This is a genomic window from Gordonia sp. CNJ-863 (assembly GCF_001942325.1).
GTDB lineage: Bacteria > Actinomycetota > Actinomycetes > Mycobacteriales > Mycobacteriaceae > Gordonia > Gordonia alkanivorans.
The window spans coordinates 19,286-44,523 of the sequence record NZ_MKKG01000005.1; the positions used below are offsets into that span (position 1 = coordinate 19,286).

Sequence of the window (25,238 nt, forward strand, 5' to 3'; positions counted from 1 at the left end):
GGACTGCGACCACCCGGAGAGGTGGTGCGATTCTTGGACGCGCCGCGCGCCTCGCCGGTTCCGAAAACCGCTTCTCCGCGACCACGCGCGGGGGCTACGTTGGGGGCACTCGACACAGGACATGGGAGCCGCCGATGCCGCAGCAGGCTTGGCGTACGAGGGCGGAACGGCCCGACGACGTCGCGTGTGTCCACGAGATCAATGCGGACGCCTTTCCCACGTCGGAGGAAGCCGAGCTGGTCGACGCGCTCCGCGCCGACCCGGCCTGGCTCGACGGGCTCTCCATCGTTTCCGTCGATGCCGACGATCGTCCGGTTGGTTTCGCGCTGCTGACACGCTGTCACGTCGACGATGCCCCCGCGTTGTGCCTCGCACCGTGTGCCGTGGCCACCTCATACCAGCGGACCGGGGCGGGTTCGGCCGCGATCATCGCCGCCCTCGACGCGGCGCGCGACATGGGGGAGAGCACCGTCGTCGTGCTGGGCCACCCCGACTACTACCCGCGCTTCGGTTTCCGACGAGCCGTCGACCATGGCATCCGGCTCAGCATCGAGGTGCCCGAAGAGGCGTTGATGGTACTCAGCCTCGACGGCACCGACGTCCCGTCCGGGACGGTGCGCTACGCGGCGCCGTTCGGCATCTGATGCTGACGGTGCGCCCTCCGGGATCTCACTCGAACTCAGTGGGCGCACACCGACCGGAGGTCGGCAGGGATGTGACGGTGCCCCCGGCAGGACTCGAACCTGCGACCTAGGGATTAGAAGGCCCTTGCTCTATCCACCTGAGCTACGGAGGCGTGCTCGGCGCGATCGTGGCGAGAGGACACGGGGCGTCGGGCACATGGAGTTTACGACATGCCCTCGAGCTCGCCGCGGATGTGCCCCAGACCACGGCGGTACCAGGTCGGAGGGTGTGGCGTCGGCCCCCGGACCTACAGTTGAGGAATGACCCGCTCGACGACGTCCGCCACGCCGGATCAGAATCGCGACGCGATGGCCGAACCGCGCGGCGTCGTCACCGCGGTCCTCTGGGCGTCGGGATGGCTCGCCGCGATCGTCGCCATCGCCGTCACCGCCATCTCCGCGTCCACCGCGCTCAAGCTGACCGGCGTCCCCGATCCCGGGCCGCTCACCACCTACGGCCTGCCGACCCTGACCGCGATCGGTGAGTTCGCGGCCGCGATCGCGCTGGGCTGCGCGGTGTTCGCCGCCTTCTTCGTGCCGCCGCAGTCCGACAACGTGCTCGACGTCGGCGGCTATCGCGCCATCCGGATCGCGGCGTCGTCGGCGCTGGTGTGGTCGGTGTGCGCGCTTCTGCTGATGCCGCTGTCGGCGTCGGAGGTCAGCGGATCACCGCTGTCGGAGGCGATCAAACCGGCCAACCTGATCAACGCATACGGTCAGGTCGCCGAGGTGCGCACCTGGTTCTGGACGGCGGTGTTCGCGCTGGTCGCCGCGATCATCGCGCGGACGATCCTCAAGTGGGGGCCGACCGTCGCGGTCATCGCGTTCACGATCTTCAGCCTGATGCCGTCGGCACTGGCCGGGCATTCGTCGTCGGGCGGCAACCACGACATCGCCACCAACAGCCTCATCCTGCACCTGATCGGGGCGACCCTGTGGCTCGGCGGGCTCGCCGCGGTGGTCGTCTACGCGCTCGCGTCCGGGCGGTGGCGGGGACTGGCGGTCCGACGCTTCTCGCGCGTCGCATTCTGGTGCATCATCGTCGTCGGCCTCAGCGGCGTGATCAACGCCGCCGTGCGCGTGCCCCTCGATCAGCTCTTCTCCGACACCTACGGGCGCCTCGTCGTGGCGAAGGTGGCGGCACTCGTCGTCCTCGGCGCGCTCGGTGCGTGGCACCGGCGAGTCACCATCGCCCAGCTCGAGTCGGAGCAGCGGCCGTCGCTGTTCGTGCGATTCGGGCTCGTCGAGCTGGCCGTGTTCGCGGCCACCTTCGGTCTGGCGGTCGGCCTGAGCCGGACCCCGCCGCCGGCCCTCGACACCGCGAACGTCTCACCGGTCGAGAACGCCATCGGCTACGACATCGACGGTCCGCCGACCTTGGTCCGGTTCCTCACCGACTGGCGATTCGACCTGATCTTCGGTCTCGCTGCCATCGTCCTGGCAGCCGTGTACATCCGCGGCGTCGTGCGACTGAAGCGACGCGGCGACGACTGGCCGATCGGCCGCACCTTCGCGTGGCTTCTCGGATGTCTGCTGCTACTCCTGGCGACCTCGTCGGGTCTGGGCCGCTACGCGCCGGCGATGTTCAGCGTCCACATGATCGCCCACATGCTGATGTCGATGATGATCCCGGTCCTGCTGGTCCTGGGTGGTCCGGTGACGCTGGCGCTGCGCGCCCTCCCGCCGGCGGGTCGCGGCAACCCTCCCGGACCCCGCGAGTGGATTCAGGCGGGTGTGCACTCGGGGCCGTCGCGCTTCCTGACGCACCCGCTGATCGCGGCCATCATGTTCGTCGGCAGCTTCTACATCCTCTACCTCGGCGGGCTGTACGAGTCGGTGGTCGAGTACCACGCGGCTCACCTGCTGATGAACCTGCACTTCCTGCTCAGCGGATACCTGTTCTACTGGCTCGTCATCGGCATCGACCCCGCACCGCGACAGGTCAAACCGGTCGCCAAACTCGGCATCGTCCTCGGGTCGCTGCCGTTCCACGCCTTCTTCGGCGTGGCACTGATGATGACCACGGCCGTCATCGCCGAGAACTACTACCGCGGACTCAATCTGCCGTGGACCTACAACCTGTTCGACGACCAGCGCGCCGGAGGCGGAATCGCCTGGGCGGCAGGCGAGATCCCGCTCGTCGTCATCATGCTGGCCCTGCTGGTCCAATGGCAGCGCAGCGACACCCGGCAGGCGAAGCGCTACGACCGCAACGCGGTCCGCGACCACGACGCCGAACTCGAGAACTACAACGACATGCTCAAGGAGCTCAACAAACGCGGCTGAGCTACAACGGAACTCAGCTCGATCCGGTCGACCCCGTGCAGACGGAGGCGCCGGCCTGGACCAGGGCGGCGACGTGGAGCGGATCGAAGCCGACGTCGGCGGCGGTCTGCGCGGTCGCCACGGCCAGCTCCGGCGGGCAGCGCAGGGTCGTAACGATGCCGCGTGAGGCCGCGAGTTCGTCGACGATCGCCACATTCAGTTCGTTGATCGCCGCCCGGACCGGACCGAGATCGGGTGTCGCGGGCGGGGCGGTCTGCCCGGGCAACTCCCACAGGGCGAACAGCCCACGCTGCACCGTCTTGCTCGCCTCGATCTGGTCGCGGAACACGCCGCGTACATAGGCGGGGTCGAGGTTCCGGTCGAGAGCCAGCTGCGACACCGTGTCGAGGACGACCTGCTCGCGAACCGGATCGTCGATGGCCGCACCGGACGCCCACTTCGTTGCGGCGACCGTGTCGGCCAGTGCGAGGCGACCGGCGACCGCCTCCGTCAGGCCCGCCATCGCAGGCGCCGGTGCCGCGGCGGACAGGGGTGGCGCGACCAGCATCGTGGCCGCCGCGATCAGACCGGTCAGGAACACTCGCATCCGCATTCCGCGATCCTATGGGCGGAACGCCAGGGGTGCCCGCGATCTGTGGGTAACCCGTGGAGAGTTCTCCACAGCCCGATCGGGTCCCCGTCTCGGACGTATGCCGGGGGAGATGCTGATGCGGCCACACTTCCCGTGGCCGACACCAGTAGGAGACGACCATGTTTGAGACGTACACGACCGTCATCGGAACCGTTGTGTCCGAGCCCCGCCGACGCCAGACCACCACCGGCGAGGACGTGATCTCGTTCCGCGTGGCCTGCACCTCGCGCCGCATCGACAAGCGCACCGGCGAGTGGACGGACGGGCCGACGCTGTATCTGACGGTGAGCTGCTGGCGCCGGCTCCTCGCCGGGGTCGGCCTCGCCATCGCGAAGGGCCGGCCCGTCATGGCGCACGGTCAGATCAAGACCAATGAGTATCCGACGGCCGACGGCTCGCGCCGCTCGGACCTCGAGATGACCGCGGTCGCCGTGGGACTCGACCTGAGTCGCTGCATCGTCACCTACCGTGGCACGCCGTCGTCGGAGCGAGACATCGCGGCCGCCTTGCCGGTCGCCGCCGCGGAGAAGGCGGAAACCCAGACGGCTGCGTGAGTTTCACGCCGTCCGGTTGCGGACCAGTCGCCAGTGGTTGCGCCCGTCGGCGCGCCGGTAGGAGAGCTCGTCGAGGATCTGGATGGCGATGGCCAGTCCGCGACCGCGCTCGGCGAAGTCGTCGGGCAGGCTCACCGCGTCGAGGTCGACGCGGGCCGGATGACCGTCGTCGCTGTAACGGCCCTCGATCCGGTCCGCCGCGACCTCGAGTTCGAGCCGCATGGCCACCCGGCTGCCGTCACGGGCGTGTTCGACGATGTTCGAGCCGATCTCGGCCAGCGCGAGCTCGAACTGCATTGCGTCCATGTCGTCGACCGGGCAGTCGCGCAACAGATCTGCGAGCAGCTCGTGAATGTGCTCGAGGGTGGCGTCCGACGTGACCTCCTCGAGAACACGCGTCCCGGTGTTCTCGGTCATGAGGGTGGCCTCTCGGATCTCACTCGGCACCGTACGCGGCGTCCGCGGACTCGTGCACCCGCAACACGCGATTGAGGTTGGTCAGTTCCAGGACGGTGACGACCTGCTCGGTGGGGGCCGCGATCCGGAGATCGCCACCCGCCTGGCGTGCGACCTTCAGTCCGGAGACGAGCGCACCCAGCCCGGACGAGTCGATGAAATCGGTGCCGGATAGGTCGACGACGATCCGGGTCGTCCCGGCCCCGACGAGTTCGTGCAACTGATCGCGCAGCCTGGGTGCGGCGATCATGTTGAGCCGTCCGTCCGGCGTGATCGCCACGGCATCACCGGCGACGGGGCGAGTCGAGTATGTCGTCATCATGGCCTTTCTGGACGGGCGGGGTTGTCGCCGGTGGGCGAGTCTTCTGCCGTGTCGTCGTGACCGCGGTAGCGGACCGCCATGATGACGACGCTCAGGATCACCAGATCGAACAGTACCCAGAACAGGTTGACGCCCACGCCCAGAACAGAGATCGCGCCCCGCCACAACTGCACGATGCCGATGACCGATGCCACGACGAGGAGGACCATCGCGGCGAGCTGCGGGCGGACGAGATGCCACGGCAGCGCGTCCTGGGACTGTTTCGTCTTCGGCGTGACCGCGAATCCGAGTGGCCGGTTCAGGTAGACGTTGCGGAACGCGGTGGTGCAGGCCCGGATCCAGACCGGGAACAATGCGAGACTGTACTGTTGGCCCCGCCAGGTCGGGGTTCCTCTCGCCACGACGAGGAACAACACCTGGTTGATCACCAGGAACGGGATGAGGCGGAGGAAGAAGTCCCAGCTGTAGGCCTGCACCGGGAGAACCCCCAGCACGAGATACACCACCGGGGCGGCGATGTAGGCGATCGCCGCGAAACCGGCCAGGTAGCTCCACATCGTCGCCCAGTACATGAGTCGCTGGGCTACGGTCAGCCCCTTCTGGACCAGCGGATTCTCGCGCAGCATCACCTGGATCGTGCCCTGGGCCCACCGGAGGCGTTGGGTCAGCATGGTTTTCAGGTCCTCGGGAGCGAGCCCGTAGGCGAGGTTCTCGTGGTGGTATGCCGAATTCCACCCCAGGGCGTGCAGCCGCATGCAGGTGGCCATGTCCTCGGTGACCGAGATCGTCGCGAGCGGCAACATCGGTTGCGCCTCATCGGATCTGCCGACATCGACCGCCGCGACCAGGGCACGGATCGACTCGATGGCGCCGAGTGGGGACCATTCGCGATCGGCCAGAACCGCCAGAGCGTCGAAGTCGAGTGCCCCGGCACCCGTTTCCTGCTCGCTGAACTCGGTGAGGGCCTCGATCGCCTCGAGGTCGGCGCGCATCGCCTCGACATCGGCGTCGACGAGTCCGCGGGCAGCCTCGTCGACCCGCGCCTGGAATCGGTAGGTGATATCGGCCAGCGGTTCCCGATCCTTCAGCTGCTTCCGTGCCTCGGTGACCGCGGCGTCCACCCGGTCGAGCGCGGCGAGTGCCGGAGGGTTGTCGCGGACACGTCGTCGGGTCTTTCGGAGCACGGTCCGCGCGGTCCGCAGGGCGCGGTCGACGCCGTCCTCAACGGCGGTGACGTACTGGGTGATCCCGAGCTGCATCAGTGCTTCACGACGCAGGACCGCGTTCGAGCCGCAGAAGAATGCGGCGTTCCAGCCGTCCTTACCCTGCTGGATCGGCCCGTAGAAGAGCGGTGCCTGCGATCCCAGCGGGTCCGAGGGTGGCACGTTGACGAAGTACTGCGGGGTCTGGACCACGGCCATCTTCTCGTCGTGGAAGTAACCGAGCGTGCGGTCGAGGATCTGCGGTTCGGGGACCTGATCGGCGTCGAGGATGAGGATGAACTCGCCCTCGGTCTGCATGAGCGCGTTGTTCAGGTTGCCGGCCTTGGCATGTCGTGGCTTGTCCAGCCAGTTCGACGACCGGGTCAGGTAACCCAGGCCGGCCTTGCGCGCGCACTCGGCGAGTTCGGCGCGGTCACCGTCGTCGAGGATCCAGGTGGTGTGCGGGTAGGTGATGGCCTTCGCGGCGAGCGCGGTCTTCATCACGAGGTCGATCGGTTCGTTGTAGGTGGTGATGAAGACATCGACCGTGGCGCCTGCGGGCGGCGGCGGGGGTTCGGGGCGGTGCTGCAGTTTCCACATGGTGAGCCCGAACAGCAGCGAGTCGATGAGGCTGTAGGTCTCGGCGACGACCAGCGGGACGGCGATCCACCACGCCTCCCAGTTCACCGATGCCAGCCAGCGCCACACGATGTAGTTGAGGCCGAGCACTGCTGCCACGACGATGAGCAGCCGTAACCACGGCGACGGGGCGGTGCGGGCGAGGGTGGCCTTCTCGATGCTCTCGCTCATCCGGCATCGTCCCGCCGGATCGCGACGAGTGTGACGTCGTCTACGGGTGGGAGACTGGCCACCAGTTCCTCGACCTTCGTCCGCACTGCGGCGGGAGTGCTTGTGCCGCAGAGCATTCGGAGGAGGTCGAGTGCGTCCCCACCGGCGACGAGGTCGAGGAGGCCGTCCGAGGCGATCACGAGCATGTCGCCGGGGCCGAGATCGATTGCGGCCGAACGCCAGGTGTCCTCCGGCAGGATTCCGATGGGGAGTCCGCCGCCGTGTAGGACGGTGCAGTGGCCGTCAGCGCGGCGCACGGTGGCCAGCCCGTGGCCACCGTCGACGTAGTCGACGTGACCGTCCCGGGTGCGCAGCCGGGCGTGGAACAGGGTCGCGAAGGTTTCCGTGCCGGCGAAGTCCTCGGCGAGCTGACCGGCCACCGTACCCACGACCTCGCCGAGATCATGGTCTGCGCTCTCACCACCGGTGGCGTCGAAAGCCCGTGAGGCAGCACGCATCGCCGACCGCACGGTGGCGGTGAGGATCGCCGCCCCCAGACCTTTGCCCATGACGTCGGCGACGGTGAACACCAGTCCGTCGTGGCAGGGGTAGTGGTCGTAGAAGTCGCCGCCCACGGCGAACGCGGGGAGGCACATCGTCTCGATGGAGTAGCCGGGCACGATACCGAGCGGTGGGGGGAGCAACTGGCGTTGCACCTTCGCGGCGCGTTCGAGATCGTCGGAGTTCTCGATCTCGCGTTGCGCCCAGGCCGCCAGCTCGCGGAACGCGGCCAACTGGTCGGCGGTCAGCTGCCGCGGCCGGGTGTCGTAGACGCAGAAGGTGCCCACCGGGTGACCGCCCGGACCGTACAACGGATACCCGGCGTAGAAACGGATTCCGCCCTCCCCGCTGATCTGAGGTATCTCGGCGAAGAACGGGATCGTCGACACGTCCTCGATGACGAGCGCCGGGTCGGCAGGGCGCGTGTAGGCCCGCGCGACCGTCACCTGGCACACGGTCTGCTCGCGTGGCTGGTTCTGCAGTTCGATGCCGTCGACCGCCTTGAACCATTGCCGATCCCGGTCGAGGAGGGACACCGTCGACATCGGTACGCCGAACACCGCTTTGGCCATGCGGGTGATCTGCGCGAACCGGTCCTCGGGGGCGGAGTCGAGCAGGTTGAGCTGCTCCACCGCTCGGAGACGTGCTTCCTCGACGTCGGGGGCGATCAGCGCTTGCGTCTCATCCACCGTGACCCGACCCGGACGTTCCGACTCGGCTTCCGTCACCGCTCGACTCCTATCACCGCAACCCCACTTCTTCGAGTGCACGTGCCATCGCCCGGCCTGCCTCCGGCGAGCTGTTCAGACCCCAGTCCGATTCCTTGTCGTGGTCGAACCAGACGAAACCCGTGACCCCGTCGGCCTTGTCGAGGTAGTCGACGAGATCTGCGATCCAGTCGGCCTTGGACCCGCCCGCCTCGGCCGAACCGACCTCGGTGACGAGAATCGGCTTGTCCGGCGCGAGTTCGCGCAGCTGGTCGAGGGAGGACCCGAAGAGCTCGTTCGGCGACGTCCATCGGTGGCCGGGTACCGAGCCCCAGTTGTAACCGTCGATGCCGAGGACATCGACGTAGTCGGCGCCGGGGTACCAGCGGGACAGCGGAACGTCCGAGATCGGGACGTTCGGCGCCCACACCCACTTCACGTTCACCGCGTTCTTCGACGCAAAAAGGTCGTGGACGTGCCGCCACGCCGCGACGTACAGCTCGGGCGGCGTCCCACCCGCGGGACTCCACGGGTACCAGTCGCCGTTGGGTTCGTGGGCGAACCTCAGATAGACGGTCGAACCCCAGGCGACGAGCTCGTCGGCCCAGCGGTACAGGTAGTCGTCGTGCGTTCCGGCAACGATCGAGGACATCGAGAAGGCGGCGCGATCGTAGGTGCCGTCGCCGAGATGCCGCCAGGGTTCCCAGGTGACGATCGGCTCGGCCCCCGCGCCGATCACCGCGTTCAGCGCCGCGATCGGTGGGATGGCGGTGAAGTCCTCGAAGAACAGATTGATGGTCGGAGAGACCCCGGTCAGCGCGGTGACGCCGGCGACCTCCGCGGGCTCGAGCGGGCCGCTCGGTGTCGTGACCCCGAATCTCAAACATGGGCCGGCCGGACCGTACAGCGGTGAGATGGTTGGAGGACAATGCCGGGGCTCGGCCGCACAGGCGCCGACAGCACCCATCGACGTGACGATCACGCCCACGACCACCGTCACCACTGTCCACCTACCCACCGAGCGCATGACACTCCCATCGCGCCAACCCAGCGCCGCACTTGTGCTCGCCCGGCGCCGCAACTCACACCCCGTCGTCGGCCCTCGCCGACGCGAACCATTCTCGCGACAAACCGCGCGTCGCGCGCGGCATCCGCCCAATTGCGTGGCCGGTACCGGGCGGACCGGGTCACCGGGCGACGGGCCCGCCGGGGCCGACCACTAGGCTGGGACCCATGTATGCGCACCGACCGTGCGTGCGCCAGAGCATCTGAATTGCTGACATCCACCCGGCATCGAGCAGGTCCGAAGGAGTTTTCACGTGGCTGAGTTCATCTACACCATGAAAAAGGTGCGCAAGGCGCACGGCGACAAGGTCATCCTCGACGACGTCACCATGTCCTTCTATCCGGGCGCCAAGATCGGCGTCGTCGGCCCCAACGGTGCCGGTAAGTCGTCGATCCTGAAGATCATGGCCGGCCTCGACCAGCCGTCGAACGGCGAAGCCTTCCTCGACCCCGAGGCGACCGTCGGCATCCTGCTCCAGGAGCCGCCCCTCAACGAGGAGAAGACGGTCAAGGAGAACGTCGAAGAGGGCATGGGCGAGATCAAGGTGAAGCTCGACCGCTTCAACGAGATCGCCGAACTGCTCGCCACCGACTACTCCGACGAGCTGATGGAGGAGATGGGCAAGCTCCAGGAAGACCTGGACAACGCCGACGCCTGGGACCTCGACTCGCAGCTCGAGCAGGCCATGGACGCGCTGCGCTGCCCGCCCGCCGACTCACCGGTCACGCACCTCTCCGGTGGTGAGCGCCGCCGCGTCGCACTGTGCAAGCTGCTGCTGCAGAAGCCCGACCTGCTGCTCCTCGACGAGCCCACCAACCACCTCGACGCCGAGTCGGTGCTGTGGCTCGAGCAGTTCCTCGCGAGCTACCCGGGCGCCGTCCTGGCCGTGACCCACGACCGGTACTTCCTCGATCACGTCGCGCAGTGGATCTGTGAGGTCGACCGCGGCAAGCTGCACCCCTACGAGGGCAACTACTCCACCTACCTGGAGAAGAAGGCCGAGCGTCTCGAGGTCCAGGGCAAGAAGGACCAGAAGCTGCAGCGCCGCCTGAAGGAAGAGCTCGCGTGGGTTCGTTCCGGTTCCAAGGCCCGTCAGACCAAGAACAAGGCTCGCCTGTCCCGTTACGAGGAGATGGTGGCCGAGGCCGAGAAGACGCGGAAGCTCGATTTCGAGGAGATCCAGATCCCGACGCCACCGCGCCTCGGCGATGTGGTGGTCGAGGTCTCCCACCTCGACAAGGGCTTCGAGGGCCGCGTCCTCATCAAGGACCTGTCCTTCACGCTGCCGCGTAACGGCATCGTCGGTGTCATCGGCCCCAACGGTGTCGGTAAGACGACGCTGTTCAAGACCATCGTCGGCCTCGAGGCACCCGATTCGGGCACCGTGAAGGTCGGCGAGACGGTCAAGCTGAGCTACGTCGACCAGACGCGCGCCAACATCGACCCCAAGAAGAACGTCTGGGAGGTCGTCTCCGACGGACTCGACTTCATCGAGGTCGGCCAGAACGAGATGCCGTCGCGCGCCTACGTCAGTGCCTTCGGCTTCAAGGGGCCGGATCAGCAGAAGAAGGCGGAGGTCCTCTCCGGTGGTGAGCGCAACCGCCTGAACCTCGCGCTCACATTGAAGGAGGGCGGCAACCTCATCCTGCTCGACGAGCCGACCAACGACCTCGACGTCGAGACCCTGGGATCGCTGGAGAACGCGCTCGAGAACTTCCCCGGCTGTGCCGTGGTCATCAGCCACGACCGCTGGTTCCTCGACCGCACCTGTACCCACATCCTGGCGTGGGAGGGCAACGTCGAAGAGGGCAAGTGGTTCTGGTTCGAGGGCAACTTCGAGGCGTATGAGGCGAACAAGGTCGAGCGTCTCGGCGCCGACGCGGCACGTCCGCACCGGGTGACCCACCGCAAACTCACCCGCGATTAATACCGACCCCGTCCGGCGCGGGTGACTAGCATCGGCGATGTGACGTCACTCGTGCCGGACGCGGTGAACCACTACTTCAGGTCCCGGGCCGAAGGCTCGGGGACGGACAGCGCCGCCGAGCAGGTGGTGCGTCATCTTGACGTCGCGACCCGGCGGGATCCCGGACAGGCACTGGTCGAGGTCGTCGACGACGACGGCGGCGCGGTCGAGATCGTCGTCGTCAACGACGACATGCCGATGCTCGTGGAGGCGGTTCTGGCGACCGTTGAGGCACACGACCTATCCATCGAGCGCATGGACCATCCGGTCATGCCGGTGCAACGCGACACCGACGGCGGGCTCGAGGCGATCGACGACGTCCCCGGTGCCGCCTGGGAGTCCTGGATCTTCGTCGGCGGGCTCGCCGGACATCCCGGCGTCGATCCAGAGGCGCTCCGATCGGACCTCCTCGAGGTCGTGTTCCGGGTGGGCGACGTCGACCACGACGCCGCCCGGATGCGGTCGCTGATGACGTCGTGTGCGGCCGACCTGGCGGTAATGCCGGTGCGTGAGTCGACAGGCATGCGCAACACCGACCGGCACGAGTACGCCGAACTCCTCGAATGGTTCGCCGGGAACCACTTCCATCCCCTCGGATACACCCGGGTGGGTACCGACGGCGCCGGTGACGGTGACGAGCGGCTGGGGGTCTGGCGCACCGGCTCCATCACCCGGGACTTCCCGTCGGTGACCACGCAGCCACTGCTCCCGCGAGCGAGTCGGGTCTTCGTCGCCACCGGCATCCAGCGGTCGAATTTCCCGGTGCTGCTGCAGGTTCCCGCCTTCGACGCGCACGGCAACCACGACGGTGAGCACCGGTTCCTCGGCACCATGACCTCTTCCGGTCTGCACCAGACAGTGCTCGACGTCCCGGTGTTGCGCACCAAGGTGCACGACGTGCTCGCGCGCGTCGGCGTCGACGAGGACTCCTTCGCCGGACAGTCCATGATCGAGCTGCTGCAGAACTATCCGGTGGTGGAGATGTTCGCCTCCACCACCGACGAGCTCGCCCGTCGTGTCACCGAGATGCTCGACGCGGTCGCGACCCGGTCGTTGCGCCTGTTCGTGCGTACCAGTCTCGACGGCAAGACCGCGGTCGCCCTCATCTACCTGCCCCGGGACCGCTACAACACCCAGAATCGACTCGCCCTCGAACGTGCCTTGATGGATGAATTGAAGGGCAGCGCACTGGAATACACGGCCCGTGTGAGTGAGATGCCGCTCGCGCTCCTGCAGGTGCTGGTGTGTATCGAGCCGGGCGCCGCATCCGAACTCGGCTCGGTGGACACCGGATCACCCGCGCACGCACGGATGCAGGCGGCGCTCGCGGCGGCGATCCGAGGATGGGACGAGCGTGTCCGGGAACTCGCCGTGAACCTCGGCGACCGTTCCGGATCGGTCTCGGGTGGACCGGAACTCCTTCTGCGGCAACTGCCCTCACTCTCCGACGACTACAAGGAACTCCGCGAACCCCAGGACGCCCTCGCGGACCTGATCCACGTCGTCTCCCTCGAGCCGGGCGCGTTGGCGGTGACCCTCGACGCCATCGAGCAGCGCGGGCCGGGCGACCACCACAGCTGGCGGTTCACCCTCTACCTGTGCGGGGAGTCGGCGACCCTCACCGATGTCCTGCCGGTGCTGCACAGTCTCGGCCTCGATGTTCTCGAAGAACATCCGTACGAGATCCGGCGGTCCGACGACACCGTCTGCTGGGCCTACGAGTTCATCGTGCAGCTCGCCGCCGGGATGTCGGTGGACCTCGACCATGCCGACGACCTCGAGGAGCGCTTCACCGAGGCGTTCCGTCAGATCTGGCTCGCCGCAGCGGAAGTCGACGACTACAACGAGCTGATCATCCGGTGCGGACTGGACTGGCGGTCGGCGGCGATGCTGCGCGCCTACGGGCAGTACCTGAGGCAGTGCGGATTCTCTTACAGCACCGCCCATGTCGCGAATGTGCTGGGCCGTCATCTGCAGATCACGCGCGGGCTGGTCGAACTGTTCGTGACCTCCTTCGACCCGGCCGCCTCCGACCCCGAACGGCGCGAGCGGGTGAGCGCACAACTCCGGGCCGACATCGGCACGGTGCTGAGTCTCGACGCCGATCGCATCGTGTCGGCCTTCGCCGCGGTCATGACCGCGACGTCACGGACCAACTACTTCGTCACGACCGGTGAACGGGATCTCGAGCACCGCCCGGTCATCTCGTTCAAGCTCCGGCCTCGCGATATCCCGCAGACCCCCGAACCCCGTCCGTTGCACGAGATCTTCGTGTACTCGCCCCGTGTGGAGGGCGTCCATCTGCGGTTCGGCGCAGTGGCACGCGGCGGGCTGCGCTGGTCGGACCGCAAGGAGGATTTCCGCACCGAGGTCCTCGGTCTGGTGAAGGCACAGGCCGTCAAGAACGCCGTCATCGTCCCCCTCGGCGCGAAGGGCGGCTTCGTCGTCAAGCGTCCGCCGGCGCCGACCGGGGACACCGCTGCCGACCGGGATGCGCAGCGCGAGGAGGGGATCGCCTGCTACCGGCAGTTCATCTCCGGTCTGCTGGACATCACCGACAACATCGACCGCTCGACCGGGGAGGTCATCCCGGCGCGGGGTGTGGTCCGGCTCGACGAGGACGACACCTACCTGGTCGTGGCGGCCGACAAGGGCACCGCGGCGTTCTCCGACATCGCCAACGAGGTGTCACAGTCCTACGGTTTCTGGCTCGGTGACGCGTTCGCCTCGGGCGGCTCGGCCGGATACGACCACAAGGCCATGGGCATCACCGCACGCGGTGCCTGGGAGTCGGTCAAACGGCATTTCCGGGAGATGGGCGTCGACACCCAGTCGCAGGACTTCACCGTCGTCGGGATCGGCGACATGAGCGGGGACGTGTTCGGCAACGGGATGCTGCTCAGCGAGCACATCCGGCTCGTCGCCGCCTTCGACCACCGGCACATCTTCGTCGACCCGGACCCCGTCGCCGACCGGTCCTACCTCGAACGCCGCCGCCTGTTCGAGGTGCCGCGATCGTCGTGGGCCGACTACGACACCGATCTGATCGGTGAGGGCGGAGGGGTGTGGTCGCGGGACCGCAAGTCGATCCCCGTCAGCGCGGAGATGGCGGCAGCGCTCGGTATCGCGGAGGGCGTCGACGAACTCTCGCCGCCCGAACTGATCCGAGCGATCTTGCTCGCGCCCGTCGACCTGCTCTGGAACGGCGGCATCGGAACATACATCAAGGCGTCGACGGAGAACCACGGGGACGTCGGCGACAAGTCGAATGACGCGATCCGCGTCGACGGTGATCAGGTGCGTGCCAAGGTGATCGGGGAGGGCGGCAACCTCGGCGTCACCGAACGGGGGCGGATCGAGTTCGATCTCGCGGGTGGCCGGATCAACACCGACGCACTCGACAACTCGGCCGGAGTCGACTGTTCCGACCACGAGGTCAACATCAAGATCCTGCTCGACTCCGCGGTGTCGGGCGGTGCGCTGGAGACCGACGACCGGGACCCGTTGCTCGAGTCGATGACCGATGACGTCGCCGATCTCGTTCTCGCCGACAACATCTCACAGAACTCCGAGTTGGGCTTCTGCCGCACCTTCGAACTCACGCGCGTGGAGGTCCACGCCCGGATGCTCGACCAGCTGTCACGCGAACGCGGCGTCGACCTCAGACTGGAAGCCCTCCCGCAGGCACGCGAACTCCGCAAGCGGTTCGACGGTGAGTTGCAGCGCGGGCTGACCTCACCGGAGTTCGCGACCCTGATGGCGCACGTCAAACTCGAGGCGAAGTCGGACCTGCTGGCCAGTGACCTCCCCGACAACGACGTGTTCGCCGCACGCGTGGCCCGCTACTTCCCGGAGGCCCTGCGCGAGACGTACCGCGAGCAGATCAACTCCCACCGGCTACGCCGCCAGATCGTCACGACGACCCTCGTCAACGACGTCATCGATCACGCCGGGATGACGCATCTGTTCCGGTTGAGCGAGGGCACCGGGTGCACCACCGAAGAAGGTGTCCGCGCCTACGTCGTGTCCAACGAGATCTTCGGCATGAGCGACGTCTTCGAGAGCATCCGGCACGCACCGGCACCGGCCGAGGTCGTCGACGGAATGATGCTCTATGCCCGACGCCTGCTGTTCCGGGCGTCGCGGTGGCTGCTCGCGTTCCGTCCCCAGCCACTCGCCATGGCCGCCGAGATCACCCGCTACTCCGATCGGGTCACCCGGCTGTCCGCGGCCGTCGACGGCTGGCTGGGGGAGAGCTCCGCGAAAGACATCTCCGACCGGGTACACGCGTACGTCGACGAGGGGGTCCCCGACGACCTCGCCCGGACGGTGGCCGTCAGCCTCCACCGGTTCTGCCTGCTCGACATCATCGATGCCGCCGAGATCTCCGACCGCGACCCCGAGGAGGTCGGCGACCTCTACTTCGCGGTGATGGAGCACTTCGGACTCGAGGAACTGCTGACGGCGGTGTCGAACCTGGACTACGGCGACCGCTGGCACGCGCTCGCCCGGCTGGCGCTGCGCGACGACATGCACGGCGCGCTACGGGCGCTCACCCTCAAGATCCTCGAGGTCAGCGAACCCGACGAGTCGAGCGACGAGAAGATCGCCGAATGGGAGTCCTCCCAGTCGAACCGGCTCAGCCGCGTGCGCAGCGTCCTCGGAGAGATCGAGGAGACCGGGACCCTCGACCTCGCGACGCTGTCGGTCGCCGCGCGACAGCTCCGCAGTGTCATCCGCTGAATCCCTTTCGGCCCCTGATCCGTTTCGGCCCCTGATCCGTTTCGGCCACGCCGACCCGATGCCCGGGCCTAGCCTGGGCACATGACGCGCACGGCACCGCGAATCTGCCCACTCTGCGAGGCAACCTGCGGGTTGTCCCTCGTCGTCGACACCCACGGCGGCCCGATCGAGGAACACGCCGAGGCGGACGGGCATTTGCGTGAACACGTGACCGGTGCCCGCGGCGACGCCGACGACGTGTTCAGCCACGGCTACATCTGTCCGAAGGGGGCGAGCTTCCCTCAGCTCGACAACGATCCCGACCGTCTCGAACGTCCACTGGTCACACGGGACGGACGGTTCGTCGAGGTCGGCTGGGACGAGGCGCTCGACGAAGCCGTCACCCGTCTGCGCGCGGTCATCGACACCCACGGCGGATCGTCGGTCGGTTTCTATCTCGGCAACCCGTCGGCGCACACCATCGCGGGCACCATGTACGCGCCGCTGCTCGCGCGTGCGATCGGAACCCGCAACGTGTTCAGCGCCGGCACCCTCGACCAGATGCCCAAGCAGGCGGCGTCGGGATACCTCTTCGGTCACGCCGGGACCTTTGCCGTCCCCGACCTCGACCGCACCGATCACCTGGTGATCATCGGCGCGAATCCCGTTGTCTCCAACGGGAGCATGGCCACCGCCGCTAACTTCCCCGGCAAGCTGAACGCCCTCCGGCATCGCGGCGGGCGGCTCACGGTCATCGACCCGGCGCGTACCCGCACCGCCCGGCTCGCCGACACCCACCTCGCGCCACGGCCGGGAACCGATGCCGCGTTGCTGGCCGCCATCGTCACCTGCCTGTTCGACGAGGGACTGGTCGCCGACGACCTCGGCGGTATCGCGACCCACGTGCAGGGCGTCGACGAATTGCGCAGGGAGATAGGTGATCTCACGCCCGAGCGGGTGGCGCCGTACTGCGATGTCCCGGCCGAGGACATCCGCGGGCTCGCCCGTGCGATCGCGTCGGCACCGTCGGCGGCGGTCTACGGCCGTCTGGGTACCACCGTCGTCGAGTTCGGCACCCTCGGTAGCTGGCTCATCGACGTCGTGAACGTCCTCACCGGCAACCTCGATCGGCCGGGCGGAGTGATGTTCCCGACGGCGCCGACCGCCCCCGCACCGCGTCCGGCACGCCCGGGCCGGGGTTTCCGGACCGGCCGCTGGCGCAGCCGGGTGTCGGGACATCCGGAGGTCGCGGGGGAGTTGCCCGCCGTCGCGATGGCCGAAGAGTTCGAGACACCCGGCGAGGGGCAGTTGCGGGCACTGGTCACGGTCGCGGGCAACCCCGTCCTGTCGGCACCCAACGGCGGCCGCCTGGCCGCCGCACTCGACGCCGCCGACGTCGTCGTGTGCGTCGACCCGTATCTGAACGAGACCACCCGGCACGCCGATGTCATCCTGCCGCCCCCACGTCCGTCCCAGAGTCCGCACTTCGACGCGATCCTCAACAACCTCGCCGTGCGGGCGAACGCCCGCTATTCGCCGCGGGTGCTGCCGCTTCCCGACGGTCGGCCCGACGAGATCGACATCGTGTGTCGCCTGATCCTCGGTCTGTCCGGGGCGGGCATCGACGCCGATACGGGCCTGGTCGACGAGCAGGTCATCGCCGCGACCTTGTCCAAGGAGGTGACCGACCCGCATTCGTCTGTCGCCGGCCGGGACGTCGAGACGCTGGTGGCGATGCTGCCCGATGCGCCGGGCCATCAGCGCCGCCTGGACATGATGCTGCGTCTCGGCGCCTACGGTGACGGTTTCGGTGCGCGGGAGGGCCTCACGTTCGCCGATGTCCTGGCAGCCCCGCACGGCATCGACCTGGGTCCGATGTGCCCGCGTCTGCCCGGCGTGCTCCGTACCGCGTCGGGGAAGGTCGAGTTGGCGCCGGATCCGCTGATCGGGGACCTCGCCCGGCTGCGCGCCGCGGTCCACGCCGAACATGCGACAGGCGATCCGTCGCTCCTCCTCGTGGGGCGCCGGCACCTGCGGTCCAACAACAGCTGGATGCACAACCTGCCCGCACTCACCGGCGGCACCAATCGGTGCACCCTGCAGATGCACCCGGACGACGCCGCGCGGCTCGGCATCGACGGCGTCGCGACGATCCGCGGAGCGGGCGGGTCACTGACCGTCCCCGTGGAGATCACCTCCGACATCAAGCCGGGCGTCGCGTCGGTGCCGCACGGCTGGGGTCACGACGACGCGGAGACCCGACTCTCCGTGGCGGCCGCCGAACCCGGGGTCAACGTGAACATCCTCAACGACGGGACACGGATCGACCCGCTCTCGGGGACAGTCGTCCTCAACGGCCTGCGGGTCGTGGTCGGCCCCGCCTGAGCCCGTGCGGTCGTCGCCCGTCCGGAGCGCCGGGGCCCGTCGTGCGTAGGGTTGACTCCGCGGCGCCCGGCGTCGTACCAGCAGATCCGTATCGACAGGGGATGGAACGCACGTGCTCAACGAGGACTCGGGGACCGCGACGGCCGACGGCTACGTGGTGAAGGTCCCGGTGCGATGGTCGGACATGGACGTCTATCAGCACATCAACCACGCCCGGATGGTCACGCTGCTCGAAGAGGCGCGCATCCCGTGGCTGTTCCTCGACGGCCGGCCCACCGCGCCGCTGCGGGACGGCTGCCTGGTGGCCGACCTGCACGTGAAATACCAGGCCCAGCTGCGGCACTCGGAGGGCCCGATCGAGGTCACCATGTACGTCCAGCGGCTGCGTGCCGTCGACTTCACCGTCGGGTACGAGGTCCGCGCGGCCGGGACGGATCCCGCGGCGAAACCGGCGGTCGTCGCCAGCACCCAGCTCGTCGCCTTCGACGTCGCCGGGCAGCGCATCGCACGACTCACCCCGGAGCAGAAGGACTACCTGAACTCCTTCCGCCGCGGCGACGAGACGTCGACGAAGCAGCGCTGATGGAACGGTTCATCCAGATCGCGGAGTCCGATCGCTCCAACGCGTCGGCGTTTCTCGCCCATGCCCAGCGGCTCGACGACGCCGCGGTCGTGCGCGTCGTGGCGCGTCCCGACGGACTCGTCGCGCTCTGGACCCACACAGGGTTCGAGGTGCTCGCGACCCGCGCGGTCTCCGGACGGGTGGCGCCTGCCGACATCGTCTGCGACGCCGCGTCGCTGCACTCCGCGCTGGCCGCGTCTTCCGCAGGCGCACAGATCGATCCCGGGTTCTCCCTCGACTCTGCCTGGCGCGGTGCACTTCCCGCATCCGCCGGTTATCGCCACGTCGACGACGTGCCCGCGCGCAGCATCGTCGGCCTGGCGCGCAACGGTGCCCGCGTGGCGCGCGAGGAGGGAAGTGCTCACGGACCGGCCACCGGCGTGCTCGACCAGGACGTGCTGGAGGTCTCGACCGAGGACGGCGCGCTGCGCGCGGCCGTCACCATGCGGTCGCTCTTCGCCCTCACCGGAATGGGTTTCATCCGCGACCGCGACGGGCGCGCGGTCACCGAGAGCTCACCGGTCGAGGACATCGACGCTGCCGAACCCGTCCGGATCCGCTTGTCGGCGGCCTGGATTCGGGTCGACGCCCGGTACGGCTCGGTGTACCAGCGGCGTCACCGCGATCTGTCGGTGACGGTTCTCTAGACCAGCCAGGCGGCGGCGTCGGGCGGCAGCATGCCGTCGGCCAGCGGCGAGCTGATCAGCAGGAGTTCGCCCGGCGGCAGCGGAACCGGGACCTCGCCCGCGTTCAGCGCGCAGATCAAGAAGCCCTCCGACCGCCGGAATGCCAGGCAGCCCTCGGGTGCTTCGTACCAGTCGATCGAGTCACCGGCGAATTCCGGGCGGTCGTAACGCAATTCGATGGCCGCCCGGTACAGCGACAGCATCGAGCCCACGTCCTCGAGTTGCGCCTCGGCGGTCAGCGATCGCCACGACTCCGGCATCGGCAACCAGGTGTCGGCCGACGTGCTGAAACCGAACGGCGGCTCGGTGCCCTGCCAGGGCAGCGGAACCCGGCATCCGTCGCGGCCGCGTTCGGTGTGACCCGACCGCTCCCACACCGGATCCTGGAGGACCTCCTCGGGCAGGTCGTCGACGTTGGGCAGGCCGAGTTCGGAACCGTTGTAGAGAAAGATCGAACCAGGCAGGGCCATTTCGACGACGAGCATCGCCCGCGCACGGCGCGTCCCGCGTGCGAGGTCGAGATCACCGGTCGCGGGGTCGACGGGGGCGTACCGCGTCACCTCTCGTTCGACGTCATGGTTAGACAGCGTCCACGTGGGCGTCCCGGACACCGACAGGACCGCGTCGAGAGAGTTCTCGATGGCCTCCCGGATCGCCTCGGGTTTGAAGGGAGCCTTGGCGAGTCGGAAGTTGAAACCCAGATGCAGTTCGTCGGGGCGCAGGTACTCGGCGAACCTCTCGTTGTCGTTCACCCAGATCTCGCCGACGTTCGCGGCGCCCGGGTACTCGTCGAGGACCTTGCGGATCTTGCGGTGGATGTCGTGCACCGCATAGTTGTTGAACCGCGGATCGTCGTCGTCGTTGGAGAGCAGCGCGGTGTTGGTCAGGTCCATGTCGGGCAGGTCGGCGGGCTTGGCCATCCCGTGCGCGACGTCGATCCGGAAACCGTCGACGCCGCGATCCAGCCAGAACCGCAGTGTCTTCTCGAGATCGTCGAAGACCTCGGGGTTCTCCCAGTTCAGGTCGGGCTGCTCGGCGGCGAAGATGTGGAGGTACCACTGGCCGGGGCTGCCGTCGGCCTCGGTGACACGGGTCCACGACGGTCCGCCGAAGATGCTGTGCCAGTTGTTCGGTGGCTCGTCGCCGTTCTCGCCGCGCCCGTCCCGGAAGATGTACCGTTCGCGCTCCGGACTACCCGGGCCCGCGGCGAGAGCGGCCCGGAACCACTCGTGCTGATCGCTGGTGTGATTGGGGACGAGGTCCATCGTCACCCGGATGTCGCGTGCGTGGGCCTCGGCGATGAGGGCGTCGAAGGTGGCGAGATCGCCGAAGAGCGGGTCGATGTCGCGCGGATCGGCGACGTCGTAACCGTGGTCGGCCATCGGGGAGGTCATGATCGGGCTGAGCCAGATCGCGTCGATGCCCAGCAGTTCGAGATATCCGAGCTTGCCGATGACACCGGCGAGATCGCCGACGCCGTCGCCGTTCGCGTCGCAGAACGACCGCGGGTAGATCTGGTAGAAGACCGCGGACTTCCACCAGGTGGTGTCGGTCGGGTCCAGCTGCGGCACCACGACGGACGCCGGTTCGTCTCGTGCGGCGGCGGTTTCGGCGCCCGGATCGTATTCGGCGCCCGGATCGAGTTCGGCATCTGCCTCGGCCTCGATGGCCTCGTCGTCGAGGGCATCCGGATCGGTTGTCGCGGATTCGATCTCGGGGGTGTCTCCCGACAAGTCACTCACGTTGCCCTCGGTACCCGTGGTCTCCGGTACGTCGGTGTGTGCGCCGTCGGTCTGACCCCCGTCAGATGGCTCGGCGGGGACAACACCTGGTGTCTCATCGCTCACCGTGGTCATTCTGCCCTACCTGAGTTTTCGGCGAGAAATCCTGGTCAATCGGCGAGTCGTGGGCGTGTCGAAACTGCGGGTGGCGAAAGGCGGAAGGTTTGCGCGGCTCTCAGATCGGCGAGTTCATCATCGACTGCGCGGCCATCTCCATGTAGTCGACGAGTGCCTGGCGGTGTGGCGGGTCCAGGGTCTCGTCGTCGATCGAGGCGATCGCGGTGTGCATGCAGCGCAGCCAGGCGTCGCGCTCGATCGGGCCGACGCGGTAGGGGTTGTGGCGCATGCGCAGTCTCGGATGGCCGCGCTCGTCGGAGTAGGTCCGCGGACCGCCCCAGTACTGCTCGAGGAACATCCGCAGCCGTCGCTCGGCGGGGCCGAGATCCTCCTCGGGGTACAGCGGGCGGAGCACCTCGTCCTTCGCCACCTCGGTGTAGAAGACCTCGGTGAGCCGTCGGAACGTCTCCGCGCCGCCGATCTCCTCGTAGAAGCTCCGCGGGGCCGGGTCTGGGGAGTTGCCGGATTCGCCAGTCACAGCCGCCATTGTCCCTACGACCGAGGGGCGCCTCAACGTCGCGTGCCGCCGGCGGGGCCCGGCCGAGGTGCCGTGCAGCGGGTTTTCCCTGCACGAGGTCGGCGTCCGTGGTGAACTTGTGCAGGTCAACCAGTTCGAGCAGGGCCGGCGGGAGGTCGAATGACGCACCGGTCACACCACCAGACGGGCGAGGTGACGAGACTGCACGGCGGTGCGGCCTCGCCGGCGGCCGGGTCGCGGTCGTGGACACGCCGCCGGGTGCTGCTGCTCAATGCCACCTACGAGCCGCTGAGCGCGGTCACCATCCGCCGCGCCGTCGTCCTGATCCTGCGTGGACGCGCCGACATGGTCCACGCCGACGAGTCCGGGGGAGCGTTCCACTCGGCCGCGACGGCGGTGCCGGTGCCGACGGTGATCCGGCTGCGGAACTACGTGCGGGTCCCGTACCGCGCGTCCGTGCCGATGACCCGGGCGGCGCTGATGCACCGCGACCGGTTCCGCTGCGGGTACTGCCGCAAGCCCGCCACCACCATCGACCACGTCGTGCCGCGCAGCCGGGGCGGGGCCCACAACTGGGAGAACTGCGTCGCCTGCTGCGCGTCGTGCAATCACCGCAAGGCCGACCGGCTGATCACCGAGTTGGGTTGGACGCTGCGGAACCGGCCGGTCGCCCCGAAAGGCCGGCACTGGGGGCTCATCGCCGCCGTCAAGGACATCGATCCGGCCTGGATGCAGTACATCGACGCGGGCGCCGCGTGAGGCGCCGGAAGGCGCCGCGAAATGTCCTTCGGAAGGCCGCTCGGCGACCGTCTACGACGCGCTGTAGGGGTCGCTGCACCGGTCGGTGTGATGTGGGCTAGATTGATCAACGATGACCTGTGCCGACAACCGGCCTGGTCCGGCGCGACCATCGAAAGGGTGACATGGACAGCCTGATCGTCCCCATCGGAGTGCCAGTCACGATCGTGACGGTGCTCTTTGTCGTGCTCTGCGTTGTCGCGATGGTGTTCTCCGGCGGGGTCAAGTACCCGGAGGTCAAGGAGTACACCCTCGATCAGCAATGGGAGCATGCTCCGCTTCTCTTCAGTGCCACCGACATCGAACCGATGGCACTTCCGCGGCACGCGGAACCCGGCGACGTTGATGGGAGCTCGGCAAGTGGCAAGTGGTGAGGTTTCGCACGCGAACGTGAGTGCAGAGGTCGCGGCCCGCTCGGCCGCCGAACTTCCGCTGGGCACCGTGATCACCAACAGCGGACGCATCTCGGCGGCCCGCTACCCTGGTGACGCCCCGACGACGCCGCCCTTCAGCAAGAAGGATCTGATCGCTCTCGACGACACCCTGAAGGCCGCGAGCGAGAAGGCTCTCGTGCGTTTCTCGGTCTACATCGGCGATCTCGACGGTGACCTCGACGCGAGCGCCCGTGCCGTCCTGGCGAAGGCTCCCGAGCCTGCCCACGGCACCCTGATCGCGGTGTCGCCGAACACGCGCGACGTCGTCATCGTCTCCGGCAGCGAGGTGTCGAGTCGTGTCAACGACCGTGTCGCCGCACTCGGTGTGACCGCCGCGGTCACCGGCTTCCGTCAGGGCAACCTGATCGACGGCCTCATCGCGTCGCTGCGCGTGATGGCGACCGCTGCCGCCGCGGGCTAGTCCCGCAGACCACGAAGAAGGCCGCCCCACCTGTCGGTGGGGCGGCCTCTTTCGTGTTCGCGGCCGGCCGTTTCTGCTCAGGACCGCGGGGCAGAGCCCTCGAGCACCTTCTCGTGTGCCCCGGTCCCGGCCGACTCGAGCTCGTCGTCGACCATGTTGGACTCGTCGAACGGAATGCGACCCGCCAGCACCTCGTCGACCTGGTGCTTGTCCACCGTCTTGGTCCAGGAACCGACCAGCAGCGTCGCCACCGCATTGCCGGAGAAGTTGGTGACCGCACGCGCCTCGGACATGAACCGGTCGATACCGACGATCACGCCCACACCCTCGAGCATGTCCGGCCGGTGCGCCTGGAGACCGGCGGCGAGGGTCGCCAGTCCGGCGCCGCTGACGCCGGCGGCGCCCTTCGACGCGATGATCATGAACGCGAGCAGACCGATCTGCTCGCCGACCGAGAGCGGGTCGCCCATCGCATCGGCGATGAAGATCGACGCCATCGTCAGGTAGATGGCGGTGCCGTCGAGGTTGAACGAGTACCCGGTCGGCACCACGACACCGACGGTCGTCTTCTCGACGCCGAGGTGTTCCATCTTGGCGATGAGCCGCGGCAGGGCCGACTCCGACGACGACGTCGCGAAGATCAGCAGGTACTCGCGGGCCAGATACCGCACGAGCTGGAATATCGAGACCCCGGCGATCGTTCGGAGCAGGACCCCGAGCACACCGAACACGAAGACCAGGCAGGTGAGGTAGAAGGCGAGCATCAGGGTCAGAAGCTGTTGCACGGCAGCCCAACCGGTCTGGCCGACGACGTTCGCGATGGCGCCGAACGCGCCGATCGGCGCGACCCACAGGACCATGGTCAGGACCTTGAAGACCAGCTTCTGGAAGTAGGAGACCGCGGTCAGGATCGGCTCGCCGGTGCGTCCCATCGCCTGGATCGCGAAGCCGACCAGGAGTGCGACGAACAACGCCTGCAGCACACTGCCGTCGGTGAGGGCCGAGAGCATCGACTCCGGGATGATCCCCTGGATGAAGTCGATGGTTCCGCCCGACTCGTGGGCCTCCTTCGCGAGTTCCTCACCCTTACCCGACATCGACGAGATGTTCAGCCCCTCGCCGGGCTGGATGAGGTTGCCGACGACCAGACCGATTGCCAGCGCGACCGTCGACATGATGAGGAAGTAGACGAACGCGAGACCGCCGACCTTGCCGACCGTCGCGGCCTTGCGGACCGATCCGATGCCCAGCACGATCGTGCAGAAGATGACCGGGGCGATCATCATCTTGATGAGGCTGACGAACATGGTGCCCAGGACACCGAGTTGCTTGCCGACCTCGGGTGCCACGAGACCGACGACCACGCCGGCGACCACCGCGATGATGACCGCGATGTACAGCCAGTGCGTGCGGTCGCGCTTGGCCCGTGGGGCCTCGACCGCCTCGTCACCGGCCTTGGGATCTGCGTTCATCGGCGGTTCTCTCCTCGTGTACCGGGAACATGGGTGGTTAGGATTGTGAACCGACGTGGTGATGACCGTCACGATTCTGTTCATTACGTTCACCGATGC

The 25,238-nt window shown here is 67.9% G+C and carries 20 protein-coding genes and 1 tRNA gene; 11 read left to right on the forward strand and 10 right to left on the reverse strand.

Translation table 11 applies throughout. The features are described from left to right. Positions 1-134 precede the first annotated feature (134 nt). Positions 135-644 carry a GNAT family N-acetyltransferase gene (locus BJF87_RS02740; protein WP_075862596.1) on the forward strand — a complete coding sequence of 170 codons (510 nt, stop codon included), beginning with the start codon at positions 135-137 and terminating at the stop codon, positions 642-644. A gap of 78 nt (positions 645-722) precedes the next feature. Here the strand turns inward: BJF87_RS02740 and BJF87_RS02745 are convergent. Beyond that, a tRNA-Arg gene (locus BJF87_RS02745) sits at positions 723-796 on the reverse strand. A 148-nt stretch (positions 797-944) separates the two neighbouring features. Between BJF87_RS02745 and BJF87_RS02750 the strand changes: the two genes are divergently transcribed. Further along, positions 945-2,969, forward strand: a complete 2,025-nt coding sequence (locus BJF87_RS02750) for a cytochrome c oxidase assembly protein (protein WP_075862597.1) — start codon at positions 945-947, stop codon at positions 2,967-2,969. A gap of 13 nt (positions 2,970-2,982) precedes the next feature. Here the strand turns inward: BJF87_RS02750 and BJF87_RS02755 are convergent, their stop codons facing one another. After that, positions 2,983-3,561 carry a chorismate mutase gene (locus BJF87_RS02755; RefSeq protein WP_075862598.1) on the reverse strand — a complete coding sequence of 193 codons (579 nt, stop codon included), beginning with the start codon at positions 3,559-3,561 and terminating at the stop codon, positions 2,983-2,985. Positions 3,562-3,719: 158 nt separating this feature from the next. Here BJF87_RS02755 and BJF87_RS02760 point away from each other — a divergent pair, with 158 nt between their 5' ends. Beyond that, complete coding sequence (locus tag BJF87_RS02760) at positions 3,720-4,154, forward strand: single-stranded DNA-binding protein (protein WP_075862599.1); 435 nt, start codon at positions 3,720-3,722, stop codon at positions 4,152-4,154. A 3-nt stretch (positions 4,155-4,157) separates the two neighbouring features. On the opposite strand, the gene BJF87_RS02765 is transcribed toward BJF87_RS02760, so the two are convergent. The 5 genes from BJF87_RS02765 to BJF87_RS02785 are packed head-to-tail and all read right to left on the reverse strand — an operon-like array spanning position 4,158 to position 9,218. After that, positions 4,158-4,571, reverse strand: a complete 414-nt coding sequence (locus BJF87_RS02765) for an ATP-binding protein (protein ID WP_035754143.1) — start codon at positions 4,569-4,571, stop codon at positions 4,158-4,160. A 19-nt stretch (positions 4,572-4,590) separates the two neighbouring features. Continuing rightward, on the reverse strand, positions 4,591-4,929 hold the full coding sequence (locus tag BJF87_RS02770; protein ID WP_006360048.1) for an STAS domain-containing protein: 339 nt from the start codon (positions 4,927-4,929) through the stop codon (positions 4,591-4,593). Beyond that, a complete protein-coding gene (locus tag BJF87_RS02775; RefSeq protein WP_075862600.1) occupies positions 4,929-6,944 on the reverse strand; it encodes a glycosyltransferase family 2 protein in 2,016 nt (671 codons plus the stop codon). Before BJF87_RS02775 ends, BJF87_RS02770 begins: the two co-directional genes overlap by 1 nt. Then, positions 6,941-8,212: a PP2C family protein-serine/threonine phosphatase gene (locus BJF87_RS02780; RefSeq protein WP_006360046.1), complete on the reverse strand. Its 1,272-nt coding sequence runs from the start codon at positions 8,210-8,212 to the stop codon at positions 6,941-6,943. Before BJF87_RS02780 ends, BJF87_RS02775 begins: the two co-directional genes overlap by 4 nt. Before the next feature lie 13 nt (positions 8,213-8,225). Further along, on the reverse strand, positions 8,226-9,218 hold the full coding sequence (locus BJF87_RS02785) for a glycoside hydrolase family 26 protein (RefSeq protein ID WP_035754066.1): 993 nt from the start codon (positions 9,216-9,218) through the stop codon (positions 8,226-8,228). 292 nt (positions 9,219-9,510) lie between these two features. Between BJF87_RS02785 and ettA the strand changes: the two genes are divergently transcribed. The 5 genes from ettA (at position 9,511) to BJF87_RS02810 (ending at position 19,599) form a co-directional block, all read left to right on the forward strand. Further along, positions 9,511-11,184, forward strand: coding sequence for an energy-dependent translational throttle protein EttA (gene ettA / locus BJF87_RS02790; protein ID WP_006360044.1), 1,674 nt, complete (start codon positions 9,511-9,513; stop codon positions 11,182-11,184). Between the two features lie 39 nt (positions 11,185-11,223). After that, positions 11,224-15,966, forward strand: a complete 4,743-nt coding sequence (locus tag BJF87_RS02795; protein WP_035754067.1) for an NAD-glutamate dehydrogenase — start codon at positions 11,224-11,226, stop codon at positions 15,964-15,966. Between the two features lie 81 nt (positions 15,967-16,047). Then, a complete protein-coding gene (locus BJF87_RS02800) occupies positions 16,048-18,330 on the forward strand; it encodes a molybdopterin-dependent oxidoreductase (protein WP_035754068.1) in 2,283 nt (760 codons plus the stop codon). Positions 18,331-18,442: 112 nt separating this feature from the next. Further along, on the forward strand, positions 18,443-18,913 hold the full coding sequence (locus BJF87_RS02805) for a thioesterase family protein (protein WP_035754069.1): 471 nt from the start codon (positions 18,443-18,445) through the stop codon (positions 18,911-18,913). After that, a complete protein-coding gene (locus tag BJF87_RS02810) occupies positions 18,913-19,599 on the forward strand; it encodes a hypothetical protein (protein ID WP_035754070.1) in 687 nt (228 codons plus the stop codon). Before BJF87_RS02805 ends, BJF87_RS02810 begins: the two co-directional genes overlap by 1 nt. Here the strand turns inward: BJF87_RS02810 and BJF87_RS02815 are convergent. Next, entirely contained in the window at positions 19,596-21,494 is a 1,899-nt protein-coding gene (locus BJF87_RS02815) for a glycoside hydrolase family 13 protein (protein WP_075862601.1), read from the reverse strand. The genes BJF87_RS02810 and BJF87_RS02815 overlap by 4 nt on opposite strands. Before the next feature lie 100 nt (positions 21,495-21,594). Beyond that, positions 21,595-22,023: a globin gene (locus tag BJF87_RS02820; RefSeq protein ID WP_006360039.1), complete on the reverse strand. Its 429-nt coding sequence runs from the start codon at positions 22,021-22,023 to the stop codon at positions 21,595-21,597. A gap of 150 nt (positions 22,024-22,173) precedes the next feature. Between BJF87_RS02820 and BJF87_RS02825 the strand changes: the two genes are divergently transcribed. The 3 genes from BJF87_RS02825 to BJF87_RS02835 all read left to right on the forward strand — a co-directional run bounded on the left by BJF87_RS02825 (position 22,174) and on the right by BJF87_RS02835 (position 23,667). Further along, positions 22,174-22,773 (forward strand): HNH endonuclease, encoded by a 600-nt coding sequence (locus BJF87_RS02825; protein WP_035754071.1) that lies wholly within the window; start codon positions 22,174-22,176, stop codon positions 22,771-22,773. Between the two features lie 164 nt (positions 22,774-22,937). Beyond that, positions 22,938-23,186 carry a hypothetical protein gene (locus tag BJF87_RS02830; RefSeq protein WP_005198911.1) on the forward strand — a complete coding sequence of 83 codons (249 nt, stop codon included), beginning with the start codon at positions 22,938-22,940 and terminating at the stop codon, positions 23,184-23,186. Continuing rightward, positions 23,173-23,667, forward strand: a complete 495-nt coding sequence (locus BJF87_RS02835) for a DUF5130 domain-containing protein (RefSeq protein ID WP_006360037.1) — start codon at positions 23,173-23,175, stop codon at positions 23,665-23,667. The genes BJF87_RS02830 and BJF87_RS02835 overlap by 14 nt, the downstream gene beginning before the upstream one ends. Positions 23,668-23,744: 77 nt before the next feature. Here BJF87_RS02835 and BJF87_RS02840 read toward each other — a convergent pair whose 3' ends face one another. Continuing rightward, positions 23,745-25,139, reverse strand: coding sequence for a cation:dicarboxylate symporter family transporter (locus BJF87_RS02840; RefSeq protein ID WP_035754072.1), 1,395 nt, complete (start codon positions 25,137-25,139; stop codon positions 23,745-23,747). Positions 25,140-25,238 lie beyond the last annotated feature (99 nt).